Source organism: Sphingobacterium sp. G1-14 (genome assembly GCF_002196555.1).
Taxonomy (GTDB): Bacteria; Bacteroidota; Bacteroidia; order Sphingobacteriales; family Sphingobacteriaceae; genus Sphingobacterium; species Sphingobacterium siyangense.
In genome coordinates this window covers 1,156,566-1,181,667 of sequence record NZ_CP021381.1, presented here as the reverse complement: position 1 = coordinate 1,181,667, position 25,102 = coordinate 1,156,566, and the positions used below count along the sequence as shown (strand labels likewise).

The following is a 25,102-nucleotide window of genomic DNA, read 5'->3' as shown; positions in this document are numbered from 1 at the left end:
CGATTACTTCTCCGTTGTTTTGGGTTTGAGAAACAGGAGTTGCAAGAGTAGCGCTAGCAGTACCGCTGCCCCTAATAGTGCAAAGCCTAACCCAAAATGACCTTCATCCTTAAATTTCCCTAACCATTGCGTAATTACTGCTCCAGCAAACACGCCCACCATATTCATAAAACCATAAGCGGTTGCGCGCAAATTTTTAGGAACAACCTGACATAGGATAGGCATATTGTTGGCATCGAATATGCCGAATCCAATTCCAAAACAGACTGCGGCTCCAACCACCGCAGGTAAGGTCTGGCCTAATCCCAAAAACAATAAAGCTGGTATGGTTAATCCAAGTCCAATTGCACTGGTATAAATGCGGCCGCGGATATGCTTTTGTACCCATCGGTCACTTAGTATTCCGCCGACGATAACTCCAATAAAGGATGAGATCGCGATTGTGATGGTAGACAATGGACCAGCTTTGGCCATTGGAATATTCAGGCTATCGGCAAACAAGGTTGGCAACCAATTTTTGATGGCCCAACCAGGTAAGCTTGGAGCCGCAAAATAAAATAATAGAATCCAGAATGCCACATTGGAAAATAGCAGCAATAAACTTTTGGGAAGAGACAATCGCCCTTCCGAAGCAGGCTCCTCGAGGGATGGCTCATGTTTTTTCTCCACAAGCAAGATCGCTAATAGGACCGCATAACATATTCCGATAATTCCAAACCAATGAAAAGCGGTATGCCATCCTTTTGAAGCGGCCAAAGTTGCACCAAAACCGCCCAAGGCCTGACCTGTATAGAGCCCTGTCATATGTACCCCAATGGCTAACGATCGATTTTTTCCGGTATGGTAATCGGCGATCAGCGAAAGAGCTGTCGGGATATACAATGCTTCACTAAATCCCATAATTGCCCGTAAAACCAATAGCGTTGCATAATCGTGCGCCATCCCCATGCCATACGTTACGGCCGACCACACAAAAAGACTGCCTACGATCAGCCATTTTCTATTGCTGCGATCGGCAACGATACCGGCTATAGGACTCATGATACCATAGATGTAAAGAAAAACGGCCATCAATACACCAAAAGTCTCGGCACGCTGCAGCTGTGGAATATCGACCTGCATGGCTTCACGCATAGTTGATAGCATCTGCCGATCCATATAATTCAGCAGAGCTACCCCCCAAAGGAGGGCTACAACGAGCCATGGGTAAAAAGATTTATGTCGTAAAGAAGAGATCATTTCAAGTTTATCAGGTTTATATTGAGTTCTTTATATCTTATTTTTTCAATCCTATTTCTTAGAAAATGTGGCTACTAAAATCTCCGGAGTACGAACGCCTGCCTTAATTTCGCCACTGGGCAAGATGATCATGTCGCCCCAAACAACAGCTGTCGTGGTTACAGGTCCATCCGACGGCAAATCCCCCATCCGCTTCCATTCCGCCGATTTCAGATCATAACGCCATACTGCTCTGCCAAAACCGGGATGATTGATTTGCAATTTATTCTTGGCATCAATCAATTTCTGTCGCCGTGATGGATTTGTTTCCTTTTTAGCATCAAAGATCAGCGCTTCCACCTGATGAAAGGTATTGCCCCGATCTGCACTCAACAACCATATTCCTTGGTCGGGCAATACACAAGCTGTTCCTGCTGCAGCAGGGAAAGGAATGTCGGTCCGTTTGGACCAAGTACTACCACCATCGGTTGAGCACCACAGTTCATGGTATAATGTTGAAGGGCTCTCTGGATGAGCCTTTCTTCCACCAAGCAGATAAAGGCCATTTTGACTATCAGACAACAATTGCAAATGGGAGACTGCATAGGGTAATTTCCCCACACAGACCCATCCTTTTTCAAGATGTGCTAAATCCAATTTTAACACTTGATCCGATACAGCATCAGGCCTTTCACCACCGGCAATAAAAAGTTTATTTCCATGAACTACCGCTCCCATATTAGCCAATGGAAATGGGAGGTTCGGAAAGTCTGACACCGTAATTTTCTTGGTAGAGCCATCATATTTAATCATTCTACAGGCGGCTGTTTTTCCATCAGGAGTCTCTCCACCGATAACCAGCAATCCATCGGGTAGACTTAGGCTGGCACCATAAGCAACCGCTATAGGAAGACTGTCCTGGGCTATTAAGCTCAGTCGTCCCCCTTTTTTTCCGTAAATAAAAACATCTTTTTGGATCTCTTTCGCCCCACCTTCCCAAGGGGGTAAATGCGGGAAATTCGCCCCACCAGCAACCAGGAGACAATCGCCTGTGACACCAGCTATTGGTCCTGCCATACCAATATGCCCCTTTCCATCTTGCATAGCTGGCAATGTAATGCCTTTATGCCATTCCAATCGACCACCCTGTGCATGAACAGCACCTGTAAACAGTATTCCCACAATAACTCCCATCCAATGTTGTTTTGTCATATCTATTTATTCTTGAACCTACAGTTCAGCCTGTAATTTCCCTCTCGATGTAAGCACTCATGATACCCATCTCGAGAGGGAGATCTATTTTACTGTGCACAAAACGTCTGAAAATTAAGTTTGTTCACATCACTCTTAAAGAGTTCAAATTGCTCCGCAGAAATATTCTTTACGGGTAGTCTAAATGCTCCGCAGTCAAGGCCAATCAATTTCATATACGATTTTCCTACTGAAATACCACCATACTTTCCTAACAATGTGATCATATCGATAGATTGCTGCTGCAAAGCATTAGCTTTTTCAAGATCTCCCCGGTCATAAGCCTCGATAAGTTCAAGATATAAAGGTGCAGCGTAGTTATAGGTACTTCCGACAGCTCCTTTGTTACCCAATACCAAAGCGGACAGCATATTCTCATCTCTTCCCCATAACATATCATACTTCCGATCTGCATAATTCAGACAGCTTAGAAAATCCATAAAATCTTCGTGCGTATATTTGATTCCCTTAAAATTTGGTATTACGCCATCAATTTTCTTCAACAGGTCGATCATCTGGAAGTTTCCACCGGTCAATACCGGGATATGATAATAATAGAAAGCCGTATTCGGGGCTGCACTAGCAATTTCGACACAACATTTTGCCAATTGTTCCACATTAGCAGGTTTGAAATAAGATGGTGAAGTAAATGAAACAACATCTACCCCTGCTTGCTCGGCCAGCCTAGCCAATTGTTGGCATTCTTTGATATTCGTTCCGCCAAGAAGCATCATGAGTGTAAATGCATTATCCTCTTTCGTTAATCTGGCCCAAGCAGTCATGACCGCAACTTTTTCCTCAAAAGTCAACGACACCCCTTCTCCGGTAGAGCCACAAATAAAGGCACCCGTTACCCGATTGCGCTTTAACATCGCATAGTATTGCGGAATCAGCTCAAGATTCAATTCTCCGTTTTCATCGAAAGGAGTAAATGGCGCTGCAATTAATCCTGAGATTTTTTGGTCTAGCATATGGTATTTTATATAAATAGTTAACAATATCCTGCCTCAGATCCTCGCATAGCGTTGAGACAGGCTATTCGTTTTTAGGTTCCCTTGTAACCCGGATTTTGCTGATCATTTAATTTAGGATCTGCAGTAAGTGTCCCCAAGTCTATTGGCCATAAGATTTTATGCTTCTGACCATCAATGTTGTTCAATACGCCGACTAAGTTTAAATCTTTACGAAATAACAAAGGCTTTCCAGTGACATCCTGCATGCGTCGCAAATCGAACCATCGCTTGCCCTCGGACACAAATTCTTTCGTACGTTCATAGAAGATCGCTAATTCGTTTGCCTCAAAACTGCCATTTATAAACAAAGGCGCTTTTCCAGCATAGGCGCGGTTACGCACAGCCATGATTTCAGCAGTTGGATCCTCGCCCAATTTATTCTTAATTTCCGCCAACAATAGATAAGCTTCGGATAAGCGATAAACAGGATAATCATCGGTATAGTTACGAACACCGTCTATCAAAGTTCCCAAGAATTTTCTAAATACTACTGCAGATGTATTTCCTTTATTAAAATTCAGAAATGTTGCATTTGCCCTTGTATCAGCTTTTTCATACAATCTATAGAGATCCATTTTATACTCATAACGGATCAAACCTGTAGCCCCGGTCTGAAGAGGATCTTTTGGAATTGCCAGTCCATTATCATCTACATAACCAGTAATATCATCACTTGCTGCATAAATGAAATTACTGAAAAATGAAGTTGCTTCTCCATTTAGGTAACGAAGTACAAAGATCATCTCAGAATTACCTTTCATCGCTGGTACACTGGCAGATTTAAAGGCTTCTGCAAAATTGCTGACGAGCGTATATTTAGGAATTACTTCTTCTATCGCGGCTTTCGCGAGTTTTAATTCCGCAAGACTATTCTCTGGGGCCTTTCCATCCATATCAACTTTGGCCGACCATAAGTACACCTCTGTTTTCAACATTTTTGTTGCTGCCAAAGACCATTGTGCTTTTTGATTTTTAGTCTCATAATTTCCTGAAAACGATTTTTCCGATTTATCAACTTCCGATTTGATAAAGTCTAAGGTTTCTTTTTCCGTTTCTGTTCGCGCTTTGTATGCCTCTTCCGCTGAGGTCGGGGTATTAATTGCGGCTTGTGGTTCTGTCACCAAAGGCACCCGGCCATAGGTTCTAAACAGATAGAAATAATAAAAAGCACGCAGTCCGTAGGCTTGCCCCAAATAATAGCCCTTTTGCACATCTGTCAAATAATCAGCTTTCTCTACCTGATAAATAAAATTATTAACCTGAAAAATTGGCGCGTACAATCCAGCCCAGCCCGATATGCCAGGAGAACTTTCACGAATATCCTGTGTAATTATCCCTGCTGAGTTCAATGATGCTGTTCCTGTAAAACTGGTACCATCTCTTAAGGTTCCCCCACGCAGTTCACCCAAATTCCATAGGTTTTGCTGTTGGCCACGCAATTGAGTATGAAGCCCCAGCATGGCTCCAGCGACCTGCTCATTGCTTTTCCAGAAACTCCCACTGGCAAAGTAATCCTCGGGACTAAGGTCTAGGTCAATTTCTTTACAAGAAGAAAACAGAAAAACTACAAGACCTATATATATAAATATCTTTTTCATAATTTGGAATTAAAATGTTAATTGAAGCCCAAGTATAAATGTTTTAGGAAGAGGGTACCCACCGCCATTTTGCCCAACACTTCCACTTTCAGGGGAGAACAACGTATTTTTTGACCAATAGTGTAAGTTTTGGCCTGTCGCGGAGATGCTTAAATCTTCCATTTTTAATCGGTTAGCAATGGATTTTGGCAATCGATAAGACACATTGATCTCTCTAAATGCCAGATAATTCCCCTTATTATAAAACATACTACTTTCCCGACTGGTATTATTTTTAAATAATTGATCAGCCCAATAATAAGTCGGATATTTTGCGTTTGGATTTTCAGGTGTCCATGTATCAAATACACTTGTTGTCGTATTGAATGTTCCCTGCATCATTCCAAGAAACCAAGCTCTCGGTCCATCATAAGCAACATATCCCAATGCATAATCAAAACGGGTACTCAAACTAATATTCTTCCAGCGTAAAGCAGCCCCAAAACCGCCCGTCCATCTCGGTACTGTATTTCCCATATACACCCTATCATAAGAATTGATTATACCATCCCCATTTACATCCTTCCACATAACATCGCCTAAAGCTAATGGATAGTATAAATTCTTCTCACTGCTGGACATCGCATTATAGACATCAGGATGTACCAATGTACGCGCACCGATCAGATCCTTCAATTGCAAGGCATAGCTATCCAACTGTTCTTTTGTCCGAATGATCCCGATGGCTTCATAAGCATAAGCAACATTCGGGTCTTGTCCCTCCTGATTCCCCCCTACCCAAACGAGTTCTTTGGATTTTGGATCATAAACCTGTAAACCGCCTTGCCTGTTATTTTCAACACCATTAAATGGTAGTTTTAAGATTTTGTTTTTATTGTAGGCCGTATTCCAGTTAAAGCTCAAATCCCAGTCTTTTCTCCGTAGAATTTGATAATTCACCCCAATCTCGACTCCCTGATTCTGCATATCGCCATTGTTGGTCGTAATTGTGGTAAAACCGGCTGAAGATGGTAATGATAGGCTTGCGATCTTATCTTTAGTTGTTCGATGATAATAGGCAAGACTCAAATCAATCTTATTTAAGATTCTGGATTCAAGTCCTACTTCTTTTGTAATCAGACTTTCCCATTTGAGGTTTGGAATTGAAAGCGTAGACATTGTGTACCCCACTTGCCCATCATACTTGTTTGTGCCATATGAACCTTGAAGTGTATAAGATCCGATTCCACTGACATTACCATTTCCCCCATAACTAGCGCGTAATTTTAACGTATTTACGATTTTATCAGTCCCTAAATAATCCTTCAAGAAATCTTCATGATGTAGTGCCCAACCGATTGAAACTCCAGGAAAGGTTCCCCATCGATTATTTAGCAATGTCGAATAACCATCTCTACGTGCAGTCAATGTCAAAAGGTATTTTTCTTTATAGTCATAGTTTACGCGTCCAAAATAGGACATGATACGTTGTCGATCATGGTATGAATCGATACTTCTTTTATTGGCATCTGGACTCGTTAATCCAAGATCCATAAAGTCGTCTGTGGGAGCCCCACTTCCAGCCGCTGTAAATCCATTGTTATAAGTATCAAAAAATTCAGAACCCAACATAGCGTCGATATGATGCGAACTCGCGATTTCAGTTCTGTAATTTAAAACGGCATTATAGGTTTGATTATATATTTTATCATAGGAAGCCGAGGAATTTCTTGTGCGAACATAATTTCCTGGGCTGGCTAGATAGTCTCTATTAAAGGACTCCGAAGTAGATTGGTTGAAAAACCAGTTACCACTTACACGTAAGCTAAGGTTCTCTAAAAAATTAATTGTAAAAGCTTGGGTAAGCGTAAGCTTCTGATTTAGGTTTTTACGAATGAACTTATCGTCATTTACCACAGGATTCCCATCTTGATAATCTCGACCAACGAGTAGATCACCATTGGCGTTCGTACCACGCATTGTTGGAGGAGCCCCCAATGCCCGCGTCATATAGTTTCCTTCTCCGTTAATAGCGTCACGCCATTTTGTATACGCGAAATTCACACCTGATAATGAATGTAGCCAAGGCTTAACTTTATATTCACCATTCAATACAAAAGTTGTACGATCATAAAAAGTATTGATTGGCATCCCTTTCTCATTATATTTCCCCACGCTTCCATAATATTTACCTTTATCGTTCCCACCTTGCAATGCGATATTGTAATCTTGCGTCAAACTAGCATCACGAAGTGCGTATTTAGCATAGTCAAAATCCTTAAAAATTAATTCTTTTCCTGTTACAGGATCAATCATAGTCTGCCATCCCTGTTGCAACAATTCACGATTGGTATCATCGAGCAACATGGTACTCCACACTGCATTGCTCGTAAGATTGCCATCTAAGATATTTCCCTTATCATCCTTATATTTATTCCCCGTACCAAAGGGCCCCACACTCGTCAATTGATTCAACTGGGACGGTTGATATTGCCCCGATACCTGAACACCTTTTCTACTCCAGTTTAAGTAATCTTTGGCACTCAGGAAATCAAAAGGGTTGTTCAATTTATTGACACCAACTTTAGACGACAATGTAATATTGGAAACACCTTCTTTTCCCCTTTTTGTGGTTATCAATATTACACCGTTTGCAGCTCTAGCACCATAAATAGCTGTAGCAGAAGCATCTTTTAAGACATCTATTGATTCGATATCATTTTGATTAATGTCATTAAATCCATTTCTAATCAACCCATCAACAATGACCAATGGGGTACCACCGCCGCCATAGGTAGTTCCGCCACGAAGCACAACTGTGGGTACAGCTCCCGGTCTTCCTGAAGTTTGCTGGACCCGAATACCCGGTATTGTACCCGCCAAAGCAGAAGCTGGGTTCGAACGAACTCCAGTTTCAAGCACTTTTTTATCCAAGCTGCTAACAGACCCCGTTAAATTCGCCTTTTTCATTTTTCCATATCCAACCACCACAACTTCATCCATTTGCTCAACCTTGGACTCGAGTTTGATATCCAATTGATTTAATTGTCCAACTTTTACTTCATATGGTCTATACCCCGTAGACGTGATGACTAAAATAGTATTGGGATTGGTACTGATTGAGAAAGTCCCATCAGCATTTGTCTGCAAAGATTGGTTGGATCCTTTGACTTTTACAGTCACGTTGCCGAGCAACTCCCCTGTCTTTGCATCGGTAATTTTTCCCCGCACCGCATGGTCTTGTGCCTGGGCTAAAAGCAAATTGCCCATCAAAACAGACAGCGTGAGAAGGGTTCGTAATTTTAGGTTTGAATACATATTGGTTTGTATTAAGTATTACATATATACAAATATATAAATTACTAAATGTAAAAAACAAATTTAAATCAAATTATGTATAACATATTAATCACTTTTATTAATTATCTTTGTCTTAATACGCCTAATGCGCGATATGTAATATATATGGAACCGAATTCTTCGCTGATAGAACATCTTAATACAATTGATACCTCTTCACTAGTAGACCGTGCTGAAAAAGAAATCATCAATCTTTTTGTCAACCAAGGCTTAAAGGTTGGAGATGCTTTACCTAAGGAAATTGAATTGGCCGAAACCCTTGGTGTAAGTCGTACAGTAGTTCGCGAAGCTATGTTGCGGTTACGTATGGTCGGATTGATCGAATCAAAAAAACATCGTGGGGCCGTTCTAACAAGTCCAGATCTCATAAAACCGCTACGCAAATCACTTTACCCAACCATTATGGAAAACAAGACCTTACAGGATCTTTTTGAAATGCGCATGGTGCTGGAGGTGGGTATGGCGGATATTCTTTTTGAACATATACAGGAAAAAGACATTGAGGAGCTGGAAGCGATCGTTGCCAAGGAACCTATAAATGCAGATAATACAATTTTCGACATTGAAACTGAAGTAGCCTTTCACGGTAAGCTTTATGAAATCACTGGAAATACGATTCTCAAAGATTTCCAGAACATGCTGTTACCTGTTTTTCAATATGTCCATAGCAGCGGCTTACTGACTAGTCCCAGTTCATCGAAAAGCTTTATTTCACACCGAGGCCTAGTTGATATATTGAAGGTCGGCAATGCCGAGGTTTTTCGAAATGCCATGCGCAAGCATCTTGACAATCATTATCAGCGACTCTTTTTATATAAGAAATCTATTGGATAATCTGTTTAACATGATTGATTTACAACACTATAAAAAAGCCCAATCATATGATTGGGCTTTTTCTTTAAAGCATCTCCACTTAATCCTTTTACTTGGTTATCGTACAATTTGACACTTTGTTATTCAGACAGCAACAGTACAATGATTCCATGCGGAGGAAGAATGAATTTTGTATTCTGACCAAGGTTTCCTTCATCGCGATGAAGCCATAAATCTCTGACGCGATTTTTTGGAGACAAATTCAGCGCTTTAATATCCAGTTTAAACATCGTTTCTTTGTCCGACCGATTAAGAATTGCAAATGCTTTATGCTTTGGATCTGCCAGATCTTTTTTCCAGACTTCTACCTCACCCGCTTTATGAACGACTTGTGCTTGTTTAAAAGCCTTATCCTGATTCAGAGCTATGAGCTCTTTGTTAGTCAATATAGAAAGTGTCTGTTTCGAGATTTTCCGAAGGTCGTTTCCAGCCATCAAAGGTGAATTCAACATACACCACATCGAGAAATGCGTTTTATCCTCTTCATGAGTCATTCCATTACCCACTTGAAGCATATCCATATCATTATAATGCCCCGGAGAGCTATAGGGATAAAGATTACGATTGAGATCAATAATATGCAACACTGAAGCAAAATTTGGTTGTATATCTTGCGAGATACGCCAGGAATCCACTTGTTTAATTGCCCAGTCACCCGGGAATTGCCAGCGGCAAAGATTAAAGCCTACATCTAGGCGAACAGCCTTCACTGCCGTTATTATTTTTGTATATTGTTCGCGATCATCTAGCTTCATTTCCAATCCACCACACCAATCCACTTTGATGAAATCAAAATTCCACTCTTTAAAAAATAACTGCGCGTCTTGGTCTTCATGTCCATACATCCCTACCCCGATGCCTTTTGGGTCTTTGTCCCAGATAGAACCACAGGTATTTTTTCCACCTTCCGAATACAATCCCGCTTTTAATCCCTTAGAATGAATATAATCGGATAGGGCCCGCATTCCACCGGGAAATTTTGAACGGTCTTCGTAAAGTTTTCCCGCTTGGTCACGCCCCCCGAAATACCCGTCATCCACATTGACATAACTGTATCCCGCATCGTGCAAGCCAGTCGCGACCATGGCATCTGCCTGTTCCCGAATCAACTTTTCATCAATATGGATCCGAAAGCTATTCCAGCTGCTCCAACCCATTATTGGTGGTTTTGCCTCTTGACACAACCCTTTTAGACTCCAAGCGCCTACTAAAGCCCTCAAAAGTATACCCTTAAATAACAACTTAAATCCCATAATTGTAGTATAAAAAAAGATCTGATCTATCCTTTGTTTTTATTTTAATCTGCATCAAAAATACATAGAGACAATGATATGAAAAAGTAAATTCAATCACTCAATTATTTTATGTAATACATAATAATCCTTATCTTAGTCAGCGTTATCACCATCGTGAAATTTACACTATTTTCAAATAGCATAGCTTAAAAAAGCTTGATACATTCAATTTAAACCAAAAAACACAATGAAACTCAGCATCTTTTTATTTGCCGTAATCGCAACACTTCTCTATAAAAATGCTTCTGCACAAAAAAAGCCTAATATCATCATCATTATTTCCGATGATCATGCCTATCAAGCAATCGGTGCCTATGGTTCGAAATACGGGAAAACACCACAAATAGACCGCATCGCTGATCAGGGTGCACTATTTAAAAATGCCTTCGTCAACAATTCCATCTGCGGACCATCCAGAGCGACATTATTAACGGGTAAATACAGCCATAAAAATGGATTCAAAGACAATGAAACTTCTGAATTCGACTTTAGTCAGGATCTTTTTGTGAAACAGCTGCAAAACGTAGGTTACAATACCGCTTGGGTGGGTAAAATTCACTTAGGAGACAAACTGCAGGGTTTCAACTATTATGACATTCTTGTTGGGCAGGGAACCTATTTTAATCCAGATTTTATCAGCAAAGAGGGCCGCAAACGCGCTGAAGGGTATGTATCTGATATCGTAACCGAAAAAGCTATTAATTGGCTCGATACGGTAGACGCTGATAAGCCATTTTGTCTAGTCATCGGTCATAAAGCCACACACCGTACCTGGATGCCAGATCCAAAGGACTTCGGCACCTACGATACTGTAAATTTCACCTTACCCGCTACTTTCTACGACAATTACCAAAGTAGGTCGGCAGCAGCATTGCAGGAAATGTCCATTGACAAGGACATGAAAATGGGCTACGATCTCAAAATGTTCAATTCGTTCGAAGACATGATGGCCGACGGTAACTTCAAGCGGATGAACCAAGCTCAAAAGGATAGCTATATCGCCTATTACCGGCCCATTTATGAACAACTAAAGCAAGGTAATTTGACGGGCAAGCAACTTGCAGAATGGAAGTTCAGACGTTATATGATTGATTATCTCAATACTGCCCAATCTATGGACCGCAATATAGGGAAAGTACTAGATTATCTGGATCAAAAACCACTCAGTGAAAATACAATTGTAATCTATCTTTCAGACCAAGGTTTTTATATGGGTGAGCATGGTTGGTTCGACAAACGTTGGATGTATGAGGAATCTTTTCGTACCCCAATGGTCATGCGGTACCCAGCCCTATTACGCTCAAAATCAACCATAAACGCCAAAATTGTCAACGCTGATATAGCTCCCACGCTATTGGAGTTAGCTGCTATCAAAAAACCGAAAGACATGCAAGGTGAATCTTTTGTACATGTCCTGAAAAATAACAAAGAGGAACATCGAAAAGATCTTTTCTATCATTATTTTGAAAATGGAGAACATGCCGTGAGCCCCCATTTTGGTGTTCGTAATGACCGTTATAAATTGATCCGCTATTATAAACGAATTGAAAATTGGGAACTCTTTGACCTCCAAAAGGACCCCAATGAACTCCATAATGTTTACAAGGATCCTGCCTATCAAAGCGTCGTCAAACTAATGAAAAAGAAACTGATCACACAAATGCGCCAATTTGATGACAAAGAAGCAGAAGCTATTTACAAAATCAACATCGACTAATGATGCCATCAGGGTATCCGATCTATTGGATGCCCTTTTTTTATTGCTATACGTTCCTTCAAGATGTTTATTGAAATGCTGCCTATATAGTTAAGTCCAATAGGGTCATTGTAAATAGGTTGTTTTGCAGACACATAATCTTAAAAAAATTGCAATAAATAGAATCCGTAATCGATTGTCTTATAAATAAATTTTCATTTATAGTATAATTTTCATTTATTTAATGTATTATTAAAATGATTTACATAAAATCATTTTAATCACCATTATAGCCAAGATACACGTACTTAATTTTATGAGAATTTACTTGTTTTTAATTTTATTACTCACTACAAATATAGTTATAGGTCAATCGAAGGGCAAAGTTCTCGGAACTGTTTTTGCTCAAAATGCTGAACCGTTAGAAAAAGCGACTGTAACGATTCTCAATTCAAAAGACTCTTCCGTAGTTTCCTACCTCCTTACTGACACAAAAGGTAAATTTGAATTTGTTAAAATTCCCACAGGGACCGCATTAACGCTTTTTATTTCACATGTCAATGCAAATCCTTTTCGTAAGGAATTTACTATACCTAACGGAGAAAATTATGATTTCGCTCACTTAAAGCTCGACTCGAAAAGCCTCGAAGAAGTAGTCGTCAATATTGTTCCCCCCGTATGGATGAATAAAGATACGTTAGAATATAACACCAACTTCTTCAAAACTCGTCCCAACGCCAACGTAGAGGAATTGCTCAAAGAACTACCTGGTCTTCAGGTTAATATGGATGGCTCTATTTACTATCAAGGGAAAGAGGTTTCCAAAGTAAAAGTAAACGACAAGGATTTCTTTTCGAGTGACGTACGTATAGCCACACGAAATTTGGATGCTTCTCTTATCAAAACAGTACAGGTGTACCGTGATAAGGGCGAAACAAAAAAAGAGAACGAAGACGAAGATAAACTGCCGATCACGATTAACCTAAAATTTAAGAAAGATTTTCTCAAGGCCAGTTTTGGAAAACTTTATGGTAGTGCGGGTACACGCAGCAGGTATGAGGCCGGTGGTTTATTCAATACATTTAAAGACACACTACAGCTAAGTTTCCTAGGTTTCGGAAATAACATTAACCGCCAAAGTTTTGATTACAATGAATTGAACCAAGAAGCTGGACTTGGACGTGCCGAAAACTATGGATTTGATAATTTTGGAGGTAGGAACTATTCGGGTAAGGCCAACGATATTGGCTTGGGCTTTAATCTCAACAATGACTGGGGAAAGAAGACCAAGTTGAACATCATGTACATGCTGAAATATAATAAAGCCGAAAATCAAAATACCGGCAATCAAATCTCTTTATACGATCAGGAAAAACAATATTCAACATCCGATTACCAGCAACAGGAGAAATCTGTAGGACATAATCTCAAAACCCTCCTCCGACATCGTATGGATACAACAGCCTATTTTGAATTTACACCGAATTTGGGTATCAATTCAAAAAACAATTCAACCTTCGGAATGAACCGCTCCTATACGGATCTCAAAAAACTAAATGACGCAACAGGTACGGGCGGAAATAAGGAAAATACCCTGAACTATTCACATGGATTCTATATCGAAAAACAACTCAATAAAAACCACATCGTATCTTTTAGAAATACCATTTCCATCAATACAAATGAAAAAACCGACACCTCTTTTCAAAATACCTTTATATATGATACAGCTAAGCCGCGGACTAGTTTATGGTATAAAAACCGAACACAAAATAATTCCAACAACCTATATTTCAGTGCAGCCTATTATAATAAAATAATTAAAAAACTAAACTTTGACTACTACTTTACCTATGTCACTAACCGCCAAGGGCCACAGGAAAGTGTATATATCAATCGCGACAGCACTGGAGAAATGCATGCAGCTCCTTATGAAAATAGCTATCGTTACAAATACCAAGATTATATTACGGGTATTATATTTTACTGGAGACCCACCAAAGATTTTAACGTAAAGTTTGGAACAGCCTATCAAGTAAAGGTAAATCATTTTGATTTACTTAAAATCAACTCTGCCGAGAAATCATCTTTAGGCTACTGGTTGCCTAATATTAATATCCGTTATAAAGATCTAAACCTCGGCTGGTATAAAGATCTCGAGTCTCCCGAACTCTACGGAATTCAGCAACTCGTCATGGATCTAAATCCATTGTATACACGAAAGACATCCTTTATATTCAACAATATCGAAAAACAGAATGTCAGTATATCATACTATAAGTATACCTCGAAATTGCAGTTTAATGTAAATGGAAATATCAATTATGTCAATAACAGCATCGGGTCCCGTAGTTGGCGAAACAACAATACAGGACAAATGACCACGCAGATGTTTCTCGCTGGATCAAAATATAACTATAGTACCTATACTTACCTGAGATACAACCTAAAAGCCAGCAAAAATTGGTCATTCTATCTATCGCAAAACAACAGTATCTATACCTATGAAAATTATAGTTCCATCAATGATGTTGATAATAAAGGGACCAATATAGGGATCAATGCCAGCCAACAATTTTCCGCGACGTGGAAAAACCTAGTGACGATATCACCACAGTATACCTATTCTTGGAACAAGAACATAAATTCGGTAAAAGATAACCCCGACTTTATTGAATCAACTTATTCAATCCGTAAAATTGGTGCAGGATTGAATATTAATCCAATCCACGGATTTTCGCTAGAATCAACATACTCCTTAGATAACCGGGCCAGCGGATTGAGCGGCAGAAAAAACTACCATATATTAAATGCGTCAGTCTATTATACCTTTAAAAATAATTCACAGCTAAAATTGACCGGCTTTGATATATTGAATCAGAATACCCAAAATTATTGGGGCAGTCAAGGCAACGTAACATATTTTGGGAATTCACTTACATTGAAACAATATTTTATGTTGGGCTATGTCCATAAATTTAATATTATAAAAACAAAGAAATAGATCCGGTAAAGAGCTGAACCTTGCTTATAGCAACAACAAAAATGATTATTACAATCTTTCAATATTCGATATCCTACTTTTCATTTCTTCAAGTTCGGCACGCGATAAACGTTGCTTTTCCGAATAGCTATCTGTATGTTGCTCGCGCAATTTGCGTAGACCCTTTCGGCTATCCGCTTCATAATCGTTTAGGTCAAAGGTAACAGAGTCGGTCGTTAAATTCGCGATACGATAAAGCGTACGCATTGTTTTTCCATCTTTTGTATAGGAAACCTCATACACATCACCAACCTTTGGATCTTTCAGGTATTTTTCCTTCTTTTTTGCACCGTAAATTCCTGCTATAACAATAGCAGATACAAAAAGCCCAATCAGAACTAAGCCCGCAAAATATCCAAAAGGTGTTTTACGGATAGCTCCCGAAGATATGGCCTGACGTGTTTGTGGGTTGATTTCACGTTGGTAACTCAACTTCTTGCAATGATTGCAAATGGTTATGACCTCCGAACTATAGGGAAATATGGGTATCCAAAAAACATGGAAATATTTAATTTGCCTGTAGACAAAAAGGGATTGAACTGTGCCACAATAATCGCAGTTTCCGATTGCCGATTGCGATTTATTAGCTAAAACTTTTGTTCTTGTGCCAAAAATAATCATCGTGTTAACGTTTTAATTTACCATCATGGAGACACAAGAACATTGCCCTTTCTTATTCGAAAATACGAGGATTTACAATCCGTGCGTTGTCGCTTACGATTCGCACCTACCAATCAATATTCTGACAGGCAACATATTGCAAAGAAAACAAGAAGGTGTTCCGAAAAGAAAAAAAACTTGATGCCCCAGCTACTCCTCACCTATAAAAACCGCATCTTATCATTCTGACTCAAAAATTACAAAAAACAAAAAAACAAAGTATAGTTATCAGGTAGATTTTATATATTTGCATTAACATTTTTTAACACATGAAACAGCATACAGATAATATCCTTAAAAAACGAATGTCCTAAGGGGATGTTTTTACAGGTAAATTTCAAATATCTCCTATAACTCAACTCAAACAATAAACTCACTATTATAATTAGTATGGCAAAAAACAACATAAATTTTGTCGTAATGGCCGCGCTTTGTCTTAGTACTGGTGCACTATACGCACAAACCACTATAAAAGGAAAGGTAGTCGACAACAATAATAATCCTATTCAAGGGGCTACAGTTACCGAAACAAACAGTAAAAAACAGGTTCAAACAGATGTAAATGGACTATTTGAGTTCCCTTCGACCGGAAGCTCACTTAACATCAGCATTCAATATATTGGCTTTGAAACTAAGACTGTTCAAACCAATACTACAGGTTTCACCACGGTTCAACTTCTGCCAACGACTTCTCAACTAGACGAAGTGGTTGTGACGGCATTGAATATCTCGAAAGAAAAAAAGACATTGGGATATTCTATTCAGGAGCTGAAAGGAAAGGATCTTTCCGAAGCAAAAGAAGGTAATTTAGTCAATTCACTTGCTGGAAAGGTTGCAGGTGTTCAAGTCACAAATAGTCAAGGTAATATGGGGTCTTCCCGGATTATTATTCGTGGAGAAACATCAATTGCAGGAAATAATCAGCCATTATTTGTGATCGACGGAACCCCCGTTGATAATTCCCAGTTGGGTACGAGCGGTAATCGGGATTATGCCAATGCAATCTCAGACATCAACAGTGAAGATATTGAATCGATCAGTGTACTAAAGGGCCCCAATGCTGCTGCATTATATGGTTCAAGGGCCGCTGCTGGGGTAATTTTGATTACGACAAAATCTGGAAAAAAACGCAAAGGACTGGGAATAAACATCAATTCAAATAATACAATCGAACGACTCGCCGTTTTACCCGATTATCAAAATGTTTTTGGACAGGGTGCCGATGGAAAATTCAGCTATGTAGATGGCAAGGGCGGGGGTATCAATGATGGTGTGGACGAAAGCTGGGGTCCAAAGATGGACGGCAGACTGATTCCTCAGTTTTATTCCAATGGTGAAGCCGTGCCATTCGTAGCACACCCGGATAACGTCAGGAGTTTCTTTGGCACGGGAAGAACCTTAAATAATGGCATTTCAATTGCCGATGCGACTGAGAAGATTGATTACCGTTTCTCCTATAATAACAGCAATCAAACGGGGATTGTTCCCAATTCTTCCATTGAAAAAAATAATTTCAATATCAATACCCGTTATAAAATCACAGAAGATCTAACGCTTACTGCTAATGCAAACTATGTGCGTACGAATTCTGGTAATTTACCTGGTGTAGGTGGTTTCCGTTCTAATGGTTACATGTTACAATTTACATGGTTTGGAAGACAAGTGGATGTTTCGCGTCTAAAAAATTATCGGGATGCTAACGGCAATCTAGTCAATTGGAACAATAGTTATTATAGCAACCCGTATTTCATTGCGGAAGAGAATACGGTTCAGCAACAACGCGACCGCATTTTTGGCAATATTGGTTTGAACTATAAAATCAATAAGTATTTGACGGCAAACTTCCGTACGGGCAACGATTATTATACAGATCGACGCAAAATTAGGATCGCATATGGCACGAATGGTACGCCCTATGGATCTTACGAAGAGGACACATACACAGTAAATGAAAATAATACAGAGTTTACGCTGAATTATAACCGTCCCCTTTCCAATGATTTCACATTGGATATCCTAGGAGGTGGAAACATACGAAGCCAGTCCCGACAAAGGAATAACCAGAAGGCACCGCGTTTGGCAGTACCAGATGTATATACACTGGCAAACTCAAGAGATGCTTTAATTTCAACAGGTGAATATAGTCCTTTGAAAGCTTACAGCATCTTTTCTTCCGCGCAATTGGGGTATAAAAATTATGCCTTTTTGAATTTGACGGCACGTAATGATTGGTCCTCAACCCTACCTGTTGACAATCTATCTTATTTCTACCCATCAGCAAACGCAAGTATCGTACTGACAGATGCTTTCTCCATTCAAAGCAATGTACTCTCTTTTTGGAAATTACGTGGAGGATGGTCTAAAGTAGGTAAAGATACCGATCCGTTCAACTTGATCGATTCTTATCTTTTTAGCGCTCCTTACGGAAATAGTCCACAATTATCGGTCAATGACATTAAGAAAAATCCAGATTTAAAACCGGAAACAACAACCTCTACTGAATTAGGTACCGAGTTGGCATTCCTCAAAAGTCGGGTACGTTTGGATCTAAGTTTATACAATATCAATAGTATCAATCAAATCCTAAGCGTCGATGTAAGCCCTTCAACTGGTTACAAAAAACAACTAGTCAACGCCGGAAAAATCAACAATAAAGGGTTGGAAATTCAACTCGGAGTTACCCCGATAAAAAAACAGGATTTTCAATGGGACATCAATGTAAATTTTGCTACAAATAAAAGTAAAGTGGTAGAATTAGACGATGCGGGGTTGCTACAAAGCTATACGATCGGTTCTTCGGGAACGGTGCAGGTTTTGGCTGCAGTCGGAAAACCTTATGGAACTCTCTACGGAACCGGCTTTTTAAGAAATGAAGCTGGACGTATTATTGTCAATGCAGATGGGACTCCTGCTACTGACCCTGTCAACCATTATTTTGGAAAATTTACACCGAACTGGTTAGGTGGAATTACCAATCAATTCCGTTACAAAGATTTTGATCTGAGCTTTTTGATCGACATCAAACATGGTGGAAAACTGTATTCTGGCACGAATGCCACAGGTACAGGCACAGGGGTATTAGCCTCTACCCTTCCTGGAAGAGATGCTGAACATGGTGGCTTAAGCTATACCCTGAACGGTATAACATACGATGACGGTATCATTGCAGATGGTGTGAATGCAGATGGCTCAGAAAATACAAAAGTTGTTTCGGCACAACAATATTATAAAACATTATACAGAACCAATGAAGCAAATGTATTCGATGCGTCTTATGTCAAATTACGCGAAGTAAAATTAGGCTACCAATTACCTAATCGCTGGATTTCCAAAATTGGTTTTCAGGGAGCATCTTTCTCTTTAGTAGGTCGTAATTTGTGGATTATTCATAAGAATGCCCCCAATATTGATCCGGAAACAGCTTTTAATACAGGAAATGCCCAAGGTTTGGAAAGTTTGCAATTGCCCACTACGAGAAGCTTTGGTTTCAATTTGAACCTGAAGTTTTAAGAAAATGGAACAATCGAATTAAAAATAGAACAAAACTTACGGATTTATACAAATAACTGGCAATCAACATCTACAAAGCAGATAAGGCACAAGTACAGTTGATAACAGATAATTGATAAACAAATAACGATTAGAAAATGAAAATAAATAGCAAACATATAGCAGGACTTTTTCTCTTACTAGGTCTAACGACGTCCTGTAAAGACGAGTTAGCAAAAGTAAACCAAAATCAGAATGAAGCGGAAACTCCTCAGCCTGCCTACCTGCTAACCAGTACAATTAAGACGACAACAGATAGCTACTGGGGTATAAGTAACAACCTTGCGTCTAGCCTTTTATTTGTTCAACATTGGGCGAGAATACAATATACTGACCCCGACCGTTACATCTTTACAAATAATGATTTTAACGAAGGTTGGTCCACTTGGTATTCGAAAAGCATAAGTCAATTGAAAATCATTCAAAAACTGGCGGAAAACACAGGAAATGATAACTATAAGGGGGTGGCAATCGTCCTACAGTCTTGGGTATTTTCGTTACTTACAGACGCCTACGGTGAAATACCTTATACAGAAGCCGGAAACATTGACGTCTATCTTACACCGCATTACGATACGCAAGAGAAAGTATACACAGGCGTATTAAACGATCTGAAAAGTGCTCAGGCTTTATTAAATCCGAATGGAAAAAATATTGAAGGAGACATTATTTATAATGGTAGCATCGCGCAATGGAAGCGTTTTACAAATGCACTTCGTCTACGCATTGCTTTACGTATCGCAGATCGATTACCAAATCTCTCCAAAACGACATTACAGGAGATTGCCGCAGAGGGAAGTGGATATTTGACCTCAAATGCAGACAATGCACAGCTTATCTACCGCGACGCACCCTATCGCAATCCGGTCAGTGCATCGTTTGAAGCACGGGAGGACTATAGAGTCAGTAAGACAATTGTCGATAAACTGCGCTCACTCAACGATCCGCGTTTGGGTATTTATGCCGATACGACCACTACCTCAACGCCAGAAAAATATATCGGAGTACCAAATGGTTTAACAGCAAGTGACGCTAGTAACTTGGGCTTCGCTCGCACTTCAAGACCAGGTATCTATTTTAGAGATCCACATGCTCCAGCAGTAATCTTAAGCTTTTCGGAAACACTTTTTAGTTTGTCCGAAGCAGTCGGCAGAGGATTTATCACAGGTGATGCAGCAGATTATTACCAAAAGGCAATCCGTGCCTCTTTGGAACAATACAACATTAGCAATGACCAAATCGTTAGCTACCTCAGCCAGACAGCCATTAAGTTCGATTCCAACCGCTACAAAAAATCCATTGGGGAACAAAAGTGGATTGCCTTGTACGGACAGGGCTTAGAGGCCTTTGCAGAATGGCGCCGGTTAGATTATCCGCAATTAACACCTGCGAAGGCCGGCGCTTTAAACGGCAAAATTCCTTTGCGGTTTCTGTATCCCGGAACCGAACAATCACTCAACGGAACGAGCTATAAGGAAGCAATCGCACGCCAGGGCAGCAATACTTTACTCACTAAATTGTGGTTTGATGTAGAATAAATGTAGGTTAAAACAATTTTAAAAAAGCGGAAGAAGTTATTTTTCCGCTTTTTTCTGTAGATTTCTTATCTTCGTATAGCACTCTAAAGAATAAAATGTTATGGACGATCAAACATTAGACAGAATAGACCAACTTAGCGAGGAAGGAAACATCCAATGTGATGAAGGCAACTACCAGTCGGCGATCCGGGTGTGGACCGAAGCACTTGATTTAGTCCCTAGTCCACAACATGTTCATGCGGAAAGTCTTTGGCTCGAAGCTTCCATAGGAGATGCCTTTTTCTTACTGGACGATTTTGACAATGCCCTCTCTCATTTTGAAAAGGCAAAACAAAACATTATCGAAAATGCCTACGAAAACCCCTTTATCATGCTGCGCTTAGGACAGTGCTATTTGGAAGACAATAATAGCGAGTCTGCCCAGGAATATCTTCTTCGCGCCTATATGATGGAAGGAAGAGACATTTTCGAAGATGAATCGCCTAAGTATCTTAAATTTTTAGATGACAATATCGATTTGGATTGATCATAATCCGTTAAAACGAATCGATTACTTCACCGACTTCCATAGGGAGATCCGACTCAAGAACGGAGGCTCCTTCCGCAAATATGGCCCTATACTTTTCGGCGCGTTCTGTCTTTGTCTGCAACTTATCGTAGGTGGACGCCGCTGAAATCATGCACATCACACCTTTGTTGTTGAAGAATTGATACATCGCCTGATTGGAATCCTTTAGTTCTGGCCCAATATAGACAATCATACGGTCGTAGGGTAATCCAGAAGATTTAAATTTTTCCAATGCAGCGTGATCTTTAATATGCATGGACATATACTGTTCTGGATTCTGCGCCAAATAAAACGCTGCCTGTTCAGTATTATGTACCGTAACCCATACCCAACTGTAGGCATTGTTTTTTTTTAGTATTGCTGCTGTAGCCGCCAATGGTAAGTCTTTTTTATCTAAGTTGAGGATGGTTTTACCCTTTGCCCATTGAATGACTTCATCAAGTGTGTTAATACCATACCGGGTAATATTTCCAGCCTGATCCTTTAATTTCAGCTTACGCAGTTCATCCCAGGTATAGTCAGATACTTTTCCTTTTCCATTTGTGGTTCTATCCAATGTCGCATCGTGCATCAAAATAGCAACACTATCCTTGGTGTAACGCGGATCGATTTCAAAAATAGCCGGTGTTTTTCGTAATACGGCTTCAAATGCCGCAATCGAATTTTCAGGAAGTCCAGCCTCCATCGTTCCCCGATGACCACTTACAATTTTTTTATCTTTAGCATAGGTAAAATAATCACGCATCGCCTTTGGAGAAGCAAACTCAAGTGAATGGATTTTTTGTCCGACGACTACTGAGTACGACGAAACAAAAAGAAAAAAAGTGAAAAATGTTCTTCTCATGGATTTATAATTACGTTAAAATTCTTAAGCCTTTGATACACAAAACAACATGCTAAACTAATCATCCAAGATCAATAAATCGTTAACAAAACATTCAATTCATGTAAACAAGCTAGTCTGTAAACATGAGCCTAGCAGATCAAACTCATCCACTGTGGCAAAATGTACCTGAAAATCACTGTATACCATCTCTAAAAATTAAAAAAAATATAATATAGCTGTTGGCACAACTATAAAATAAACTATATTTGCGCATTAATTTATATTTGATCTAAATAAATTACCATGAAAAACAGAACACGATATATGATGTTCAGCAGTGGAATTCTTTTGCTATTAAGTGCGCAGCTACATGCACAAGAATTATCCCTTATCGTAAAAGACAGAGACAATAAACCATTAAGCCAAGCGAATATCAAAGTTGACGGAAAAAGCGTCGGCTATTCTAATCAACTTGGACAATTCATTTTTGCCAAAAGACCTTCGAATAATCCGATTCAATTGCGGGTATCATATACAGGCTTTTCAACGGTTGAAAAAATGGTCAATTTAGATACCGTTCAACGTCCATTGTCAGTTCAGCTTAATTCTACCCAAGTGTTAGATGAGATTATCGTAACAGCAGGACGTAAGCCGGAAAGCATCTCCACTGTCCCTTCTTCAGTAACGATCTTGACCACAAAAGAAATTGAGGCCCAAAGCCAAATCAGCACCAATCTTTCAACAATTTTAGGGAATACTGTCCCCGGTCTTGGAACATCGACCAATAAAGCGACAAACTCCGGACAAACACTTCGTGGGAGATCTGTGCTTGTTTTGATCGACGGTATTCCACAATCAACGCCTTTGATGAATGGACAACGTGATCTTCGGACCATTGACCCGAGTGTCATCGAACGGGTTGAGGTTATCAAAGGTGCTACATCTATCTATGGAAATGGCTCCGCAGGCGGTATTATCAACTACATTACACGCAATCCATCGAAAGACGCAGCTCCGATACAAGGGATCACAAGTGTTAGAACTACTTTCAATCCAGTTCATAGCGCCGGTACCATGGGCTATCGCATAGGACAAACTTTATACGGACAAAAAAATAAATGGAATTATACCGTCAGTGGATCCGCCGATTACGTTGGTCTGCAACGCGATGGTGACGGGGTTCCCCTCGGTCAGACAGACGGTCTTTCGAACACCTATCAATACAATGCGTTTCTAAAAGTCGGGTACCGTATCGATAGCAGTTCCAATATTACGGCAGTATACAACTTCTACCGAAGTAACCAACACAACAGATACATCAGCCAAACAGGTGTATATGGTCAAACGCCAACGATAGGCGTGAAAGGCGAAGATCCAGGTAAACCTGCTGGAACTCCATATAACCACAATGCCATGTTGACCTATACTAAAAGTAATCTATTCGCGTCGACATCTTTAACTGCTTCTGCATACTACAATACATTTCGATCCATGAACCGTTATGTCGAGAAAGCTTCTGCATGGTATGGTCCAGGACAAACACAAATCAATTCGGAGAAAAAAGGCTTACGCGTTAACTTAAACACACCTTTTCAGGTATTGGGTTCAAATGCAGATATCACCTATGGTGTAGATTTACTAAATGATGTAACAGATCAAAATCTGACCGACGGCAGGGTCTATATTCCCTATATGAACATGTTAAACGTTGCTCCATACGCCCAGGTAAAAATTGATTTCCTAGAAAACTTAATCTTTAAAGGCGGTGTACGTTATGAAAATGCAACAGTCAAAATAAAGGATTTCAATACCATTGCTACAGGGCCCAACAACGAAGGAAGTATTGCCGTAAAAGGAGGTAATATCCCCTACAAAGGAGCGACCTTCAATGCAGGTTTGCGTTACAACAAATTCGCGATCTTTAATCCCTTCGTAAGTTTCTCACAAGGTTTCGCAATCAATGAACTCGGTCGTATTGTACGTCGGGCAACAGATAATGATTTAGATAGCCTAAAAACCGACCCTATTATCACCAATAATTACGAAATCGGTTTCTCAAGCAATTACAGCATTTTCCAGCTATCAGCATCTTATTACTACAGTACTTCCAAAATGGGCGTTGAACTAGTGGATATTGGTGGTTACCTGATGCCACAACGCCTTCCAGAAGATGTGTATGGGTACGAAATTGCATTGAGCGCTAATATTTCGCCTCAATTGACCATCGGTGGAACCTATGCCTATGTGGAAGGAAAGTCAAAAAAAGACGATGGATCAAAATCCTACCTCAATGGCTCACGTATCTCGCCAGACAAAGCAACGGGATACATCTACTATACTCCGATAAAACCCTTAACCTTTCAGCTTTTTTGGGTGCATACCGGGTCCCGGGATCGCTTTCTTCCAAACGATAAAGGCGTATACAAAAACAGCGAAGGCCCCGTTAAGACCGTTGACCTATTTAACTTAAACGGAAATTACCAAGTAAACAAACAATGGTCTATCGGCATGGGGGTAGAGAACTTATTCAATAAAAACTATTACCCTGTTGTCAGTCAATACCGTGCCTTAAATGAAGAATACGTCAAAGGACAAGGTATGCTGGCCTCATTTAACATCAACTACAAATTCTAAT

General features: G+C 39.8%; 15 protein-coding genes. 7 read left to right on the top strand and 8 right to left on the bottom strand.

Annotated features, from left to right (window positions below; all coding sequences use genetic code 11):
* Nucleotides 1-3 precede the first annotated feature (3 nt).
* The 5 genes from CBM24_RS05015 to CBM24_RS04995 form a co-directional block, all read right to left on the bottom strand.
* Nucleotides 4-1,239: an MFS transporter gene (locus CBM24_RS05015; RefSeq protein ID WP_088160387.1), complete on the bottom strand. Its 1,236-nt coding sequence runs from the start codon at nucleotides 1,237-1,239 to the stop codon at nucleotides 4-6.
* 51 nt (nucleotides 1,240-1,290) lie between these two features.
* Nucleotides 1,291-2,430: a hypothetical protein gene (locus tag CBM24_RS05010; RefSeq protein WP_088160386.1), complete on the bottom strand. Its 1,140-nt coding sequence runs from the start codon at nucleotides 2,428-2,430 to the stop codon at nucleotides 1,291-1,293.
* An 89-nt stretch (nucleotides 2,431-2,519) separates the two neighbouring features.
* The gene (locus tag CBM24_RS05005; protein ID WP_088160385.1) at nucleotides 2,520-3,440 is read right to left on the bottom strand and encodes a dihydrodipicolinate synthase family protein; all 921 of its coding nucleotides are present in this window, start codon (nucleotides 3,438-3,440) and stop codon (nucleotides 2,520-2,522) included.
* 74 nt (nucleotides 3,441-3,514) lie between these two features.
* Nucleotides 3,515-5,080: a RagB/SusD family nutrient uptake outer membrane protein gene (locus CBM24_RS05000; protein ID WP_088160384.1), complete on the bottom strand. Its 1,566-nt coding sequence runs from the start codon at nucleotides 5,078-5,080 to the stop codon at nucleotides 3,515-3,517.
* A gap of 9 nt (nucleotides 5,081-5,089) precedes the next feature.
* A complete protein-coding gene (locus CBM24_RS04995; protein ID WP_088160383.1) occupies nucleotides 5,090-8,377 on the bottom strand; it encodes a SusC/RagA family TonB-linked outer membrane protein in 3,288 nt (1,095 codons plus the stop codon).
* A gap of 147 nt (nucleotides 8,378-8,524) precedes the next feature.
* On the opposite strand from CBM24_RS04995, the gene CBM24_RS04990 reads away from it, so the two are divergent.
* Nucleotides 8,525-9,253 (top strand): FadR/GntR family transcriptional regulator, encoded by a 729-nt coding sequence (locus CBM24_RS04990; protein WP_075991250.1) that lies wholly within the window; start codon nucleotides 8,525-8,527, stop codon nucleotides 9,251-9,253.
* 119 nt (nucleotides 9,254-9,372) lie between these two features.
* On the opposite strand, the gene CBM24_RS04985 is transcribed toward CBM24_RS04990, so the two are convergent.
* Nucleotides 9,373-10,449 (bottom strand): glycoside hydrolase family 27 protein, encoded by a 1,077-nt coding sequence (locus CBM24_RS04985; RefSeq protein ID WP_232475685.1) that lies wholly within the window; start codon nucleotides 10,447-10,449, stop codon nucleotides 9,373-9,375.
* A 325-nt stretch (nucleotides 10,450-10,774) separates the two neighbouring features.
* On the opposite strand from CBM24_RS04985, the gene CBM24_RS04980 reads away from it, so the two are divergent.
* Nucleotides 10,775-12,304: a sulfatase gene (locus CBM24_RS04980; RefSeq protein ID WP_088160381.1), complete on the top strand. Its 1,530-nt coding sequence runs from the start codon at nucleotides 10,775-10,777 to the stop codon at nucleotides 12,302-12,304.
* 295 nt (nucleotides 12,305-12,599) lie between these two features.
* Nucleotides 12,600-15,287, top strand: coding sequence for a carboxypeptidase-like regulatory domain-containing protein (locus CBM24_RS04975; RefSeq protein WP_088160380.1), 2,688 nt, complete (start codon nucleotides 12,600-12,602; stop codon nucleotides 15,285-15,287).
* Nucleotides 15,288-15,335: 48 nt separating this feature from the next.
* On the opposite strand, the gene CBM24_RS04970 is transcribed toward CBM24_RS04975, so the two are convergent.
* Nucleotides 15,336-15,947, bottom strand: a complete 612-nt coding sequence (locus CBM24_RS04970) for a zinc-ribbon domain-containing protein (RefSeq protein WP_088160379.1) — start codon at nucleotides 15,945-15,947, stop codon at nucleotides 15,336-15,338.
* A gap of 429 nt (nucleotides 15,948-16,376) precedes the next feature.
* Between CBM24_RS04970 and CBM24_RS04965 the strand changes: the two genes are divergently transcribed.
* From CBM24_RS04965 to CBM24_RS04955, 3 genes are all read left to right on the top strand, one after another.
* Nucleotides 16,377-19,496: a SusC/RagA family TonB-linked outer membrane protein gene (locus CBM24_RS04965; RefSeq protein ID WP_198386038.1), complete on the top strand. Its 3,120-nt coding sequence runs from the start codon at nucleotides 16,377-16,379 to the stop codon at nucleotides 19,494-19,496.
* A 137-nt stretch (nucleotides 19,497-19,633) separates the two neighbouring features.
* Nucleotides 19,634-21,073 carry a SusD/RagB family nutrient-binding outer membrane lipoprotein gene (locus CBM24_RS04960; RefSeq protein WP_088160378.1) on the top strand — a complete coding sequence of 480 codons (1,440 nt, stop codon included), beginning with the start codon at nucleotides 19,634-19,636 and terminating at the stop codon, nucleotides 21,071-21,073.
* 100 nt (nucleotides 21,074-21,173) lie between these two features.
* Nucleotides 21,174-21,599: a tetratricopeptide repeat protein gene (locus tag CBM24_RS04955; RefSeq protein WP_088160377.1), complete on the top strand. Its 426-nt coding sequence runs from the start codon at nucleotides 21,174-21,176 to the stop codon at nucleotides 21,597-21,599.
* Nucleotides 21,600-21,609: 10 nt separating this feature from the next.
* Here CBM24_RS04955 and CBM24_RS04950 read toward each other — a convergent pair whose 3' ends face one another.
* Nucleotides 21,610-22,485 (bottom strand): glycerophosphodiester phosphodiesterase family protein, encoded by an 876-nt coding sequence (locus CBM24_RS04950; protein WP_088160376.1) that lies wholly within the window; start codon nucleotides 22,483-22,485, stop codon nucleotides 21,610-21,612.
* A gap of 285 nt (nucleotides 22,486-22,770) precedes the next feature.
* Here CBM24_RS04950 and CBM24_RS04945 point away from each other — a divergent pair, with 285 nt between their 5' ends.
* Nucleotides 22,771-25,101: a TonB-dependent receptor gene (locus CBM24_RS04945; RefSeq protein WP_088160375.1), complete on the top strand. Its 2,331-nt coding sequence runs from the start codon at nucleotides 22,771-22,773 to the stop codon at nucleotides 25,099-25,101.
* Nucleotide 25,102: the final 1 nt, after the last annotated feature.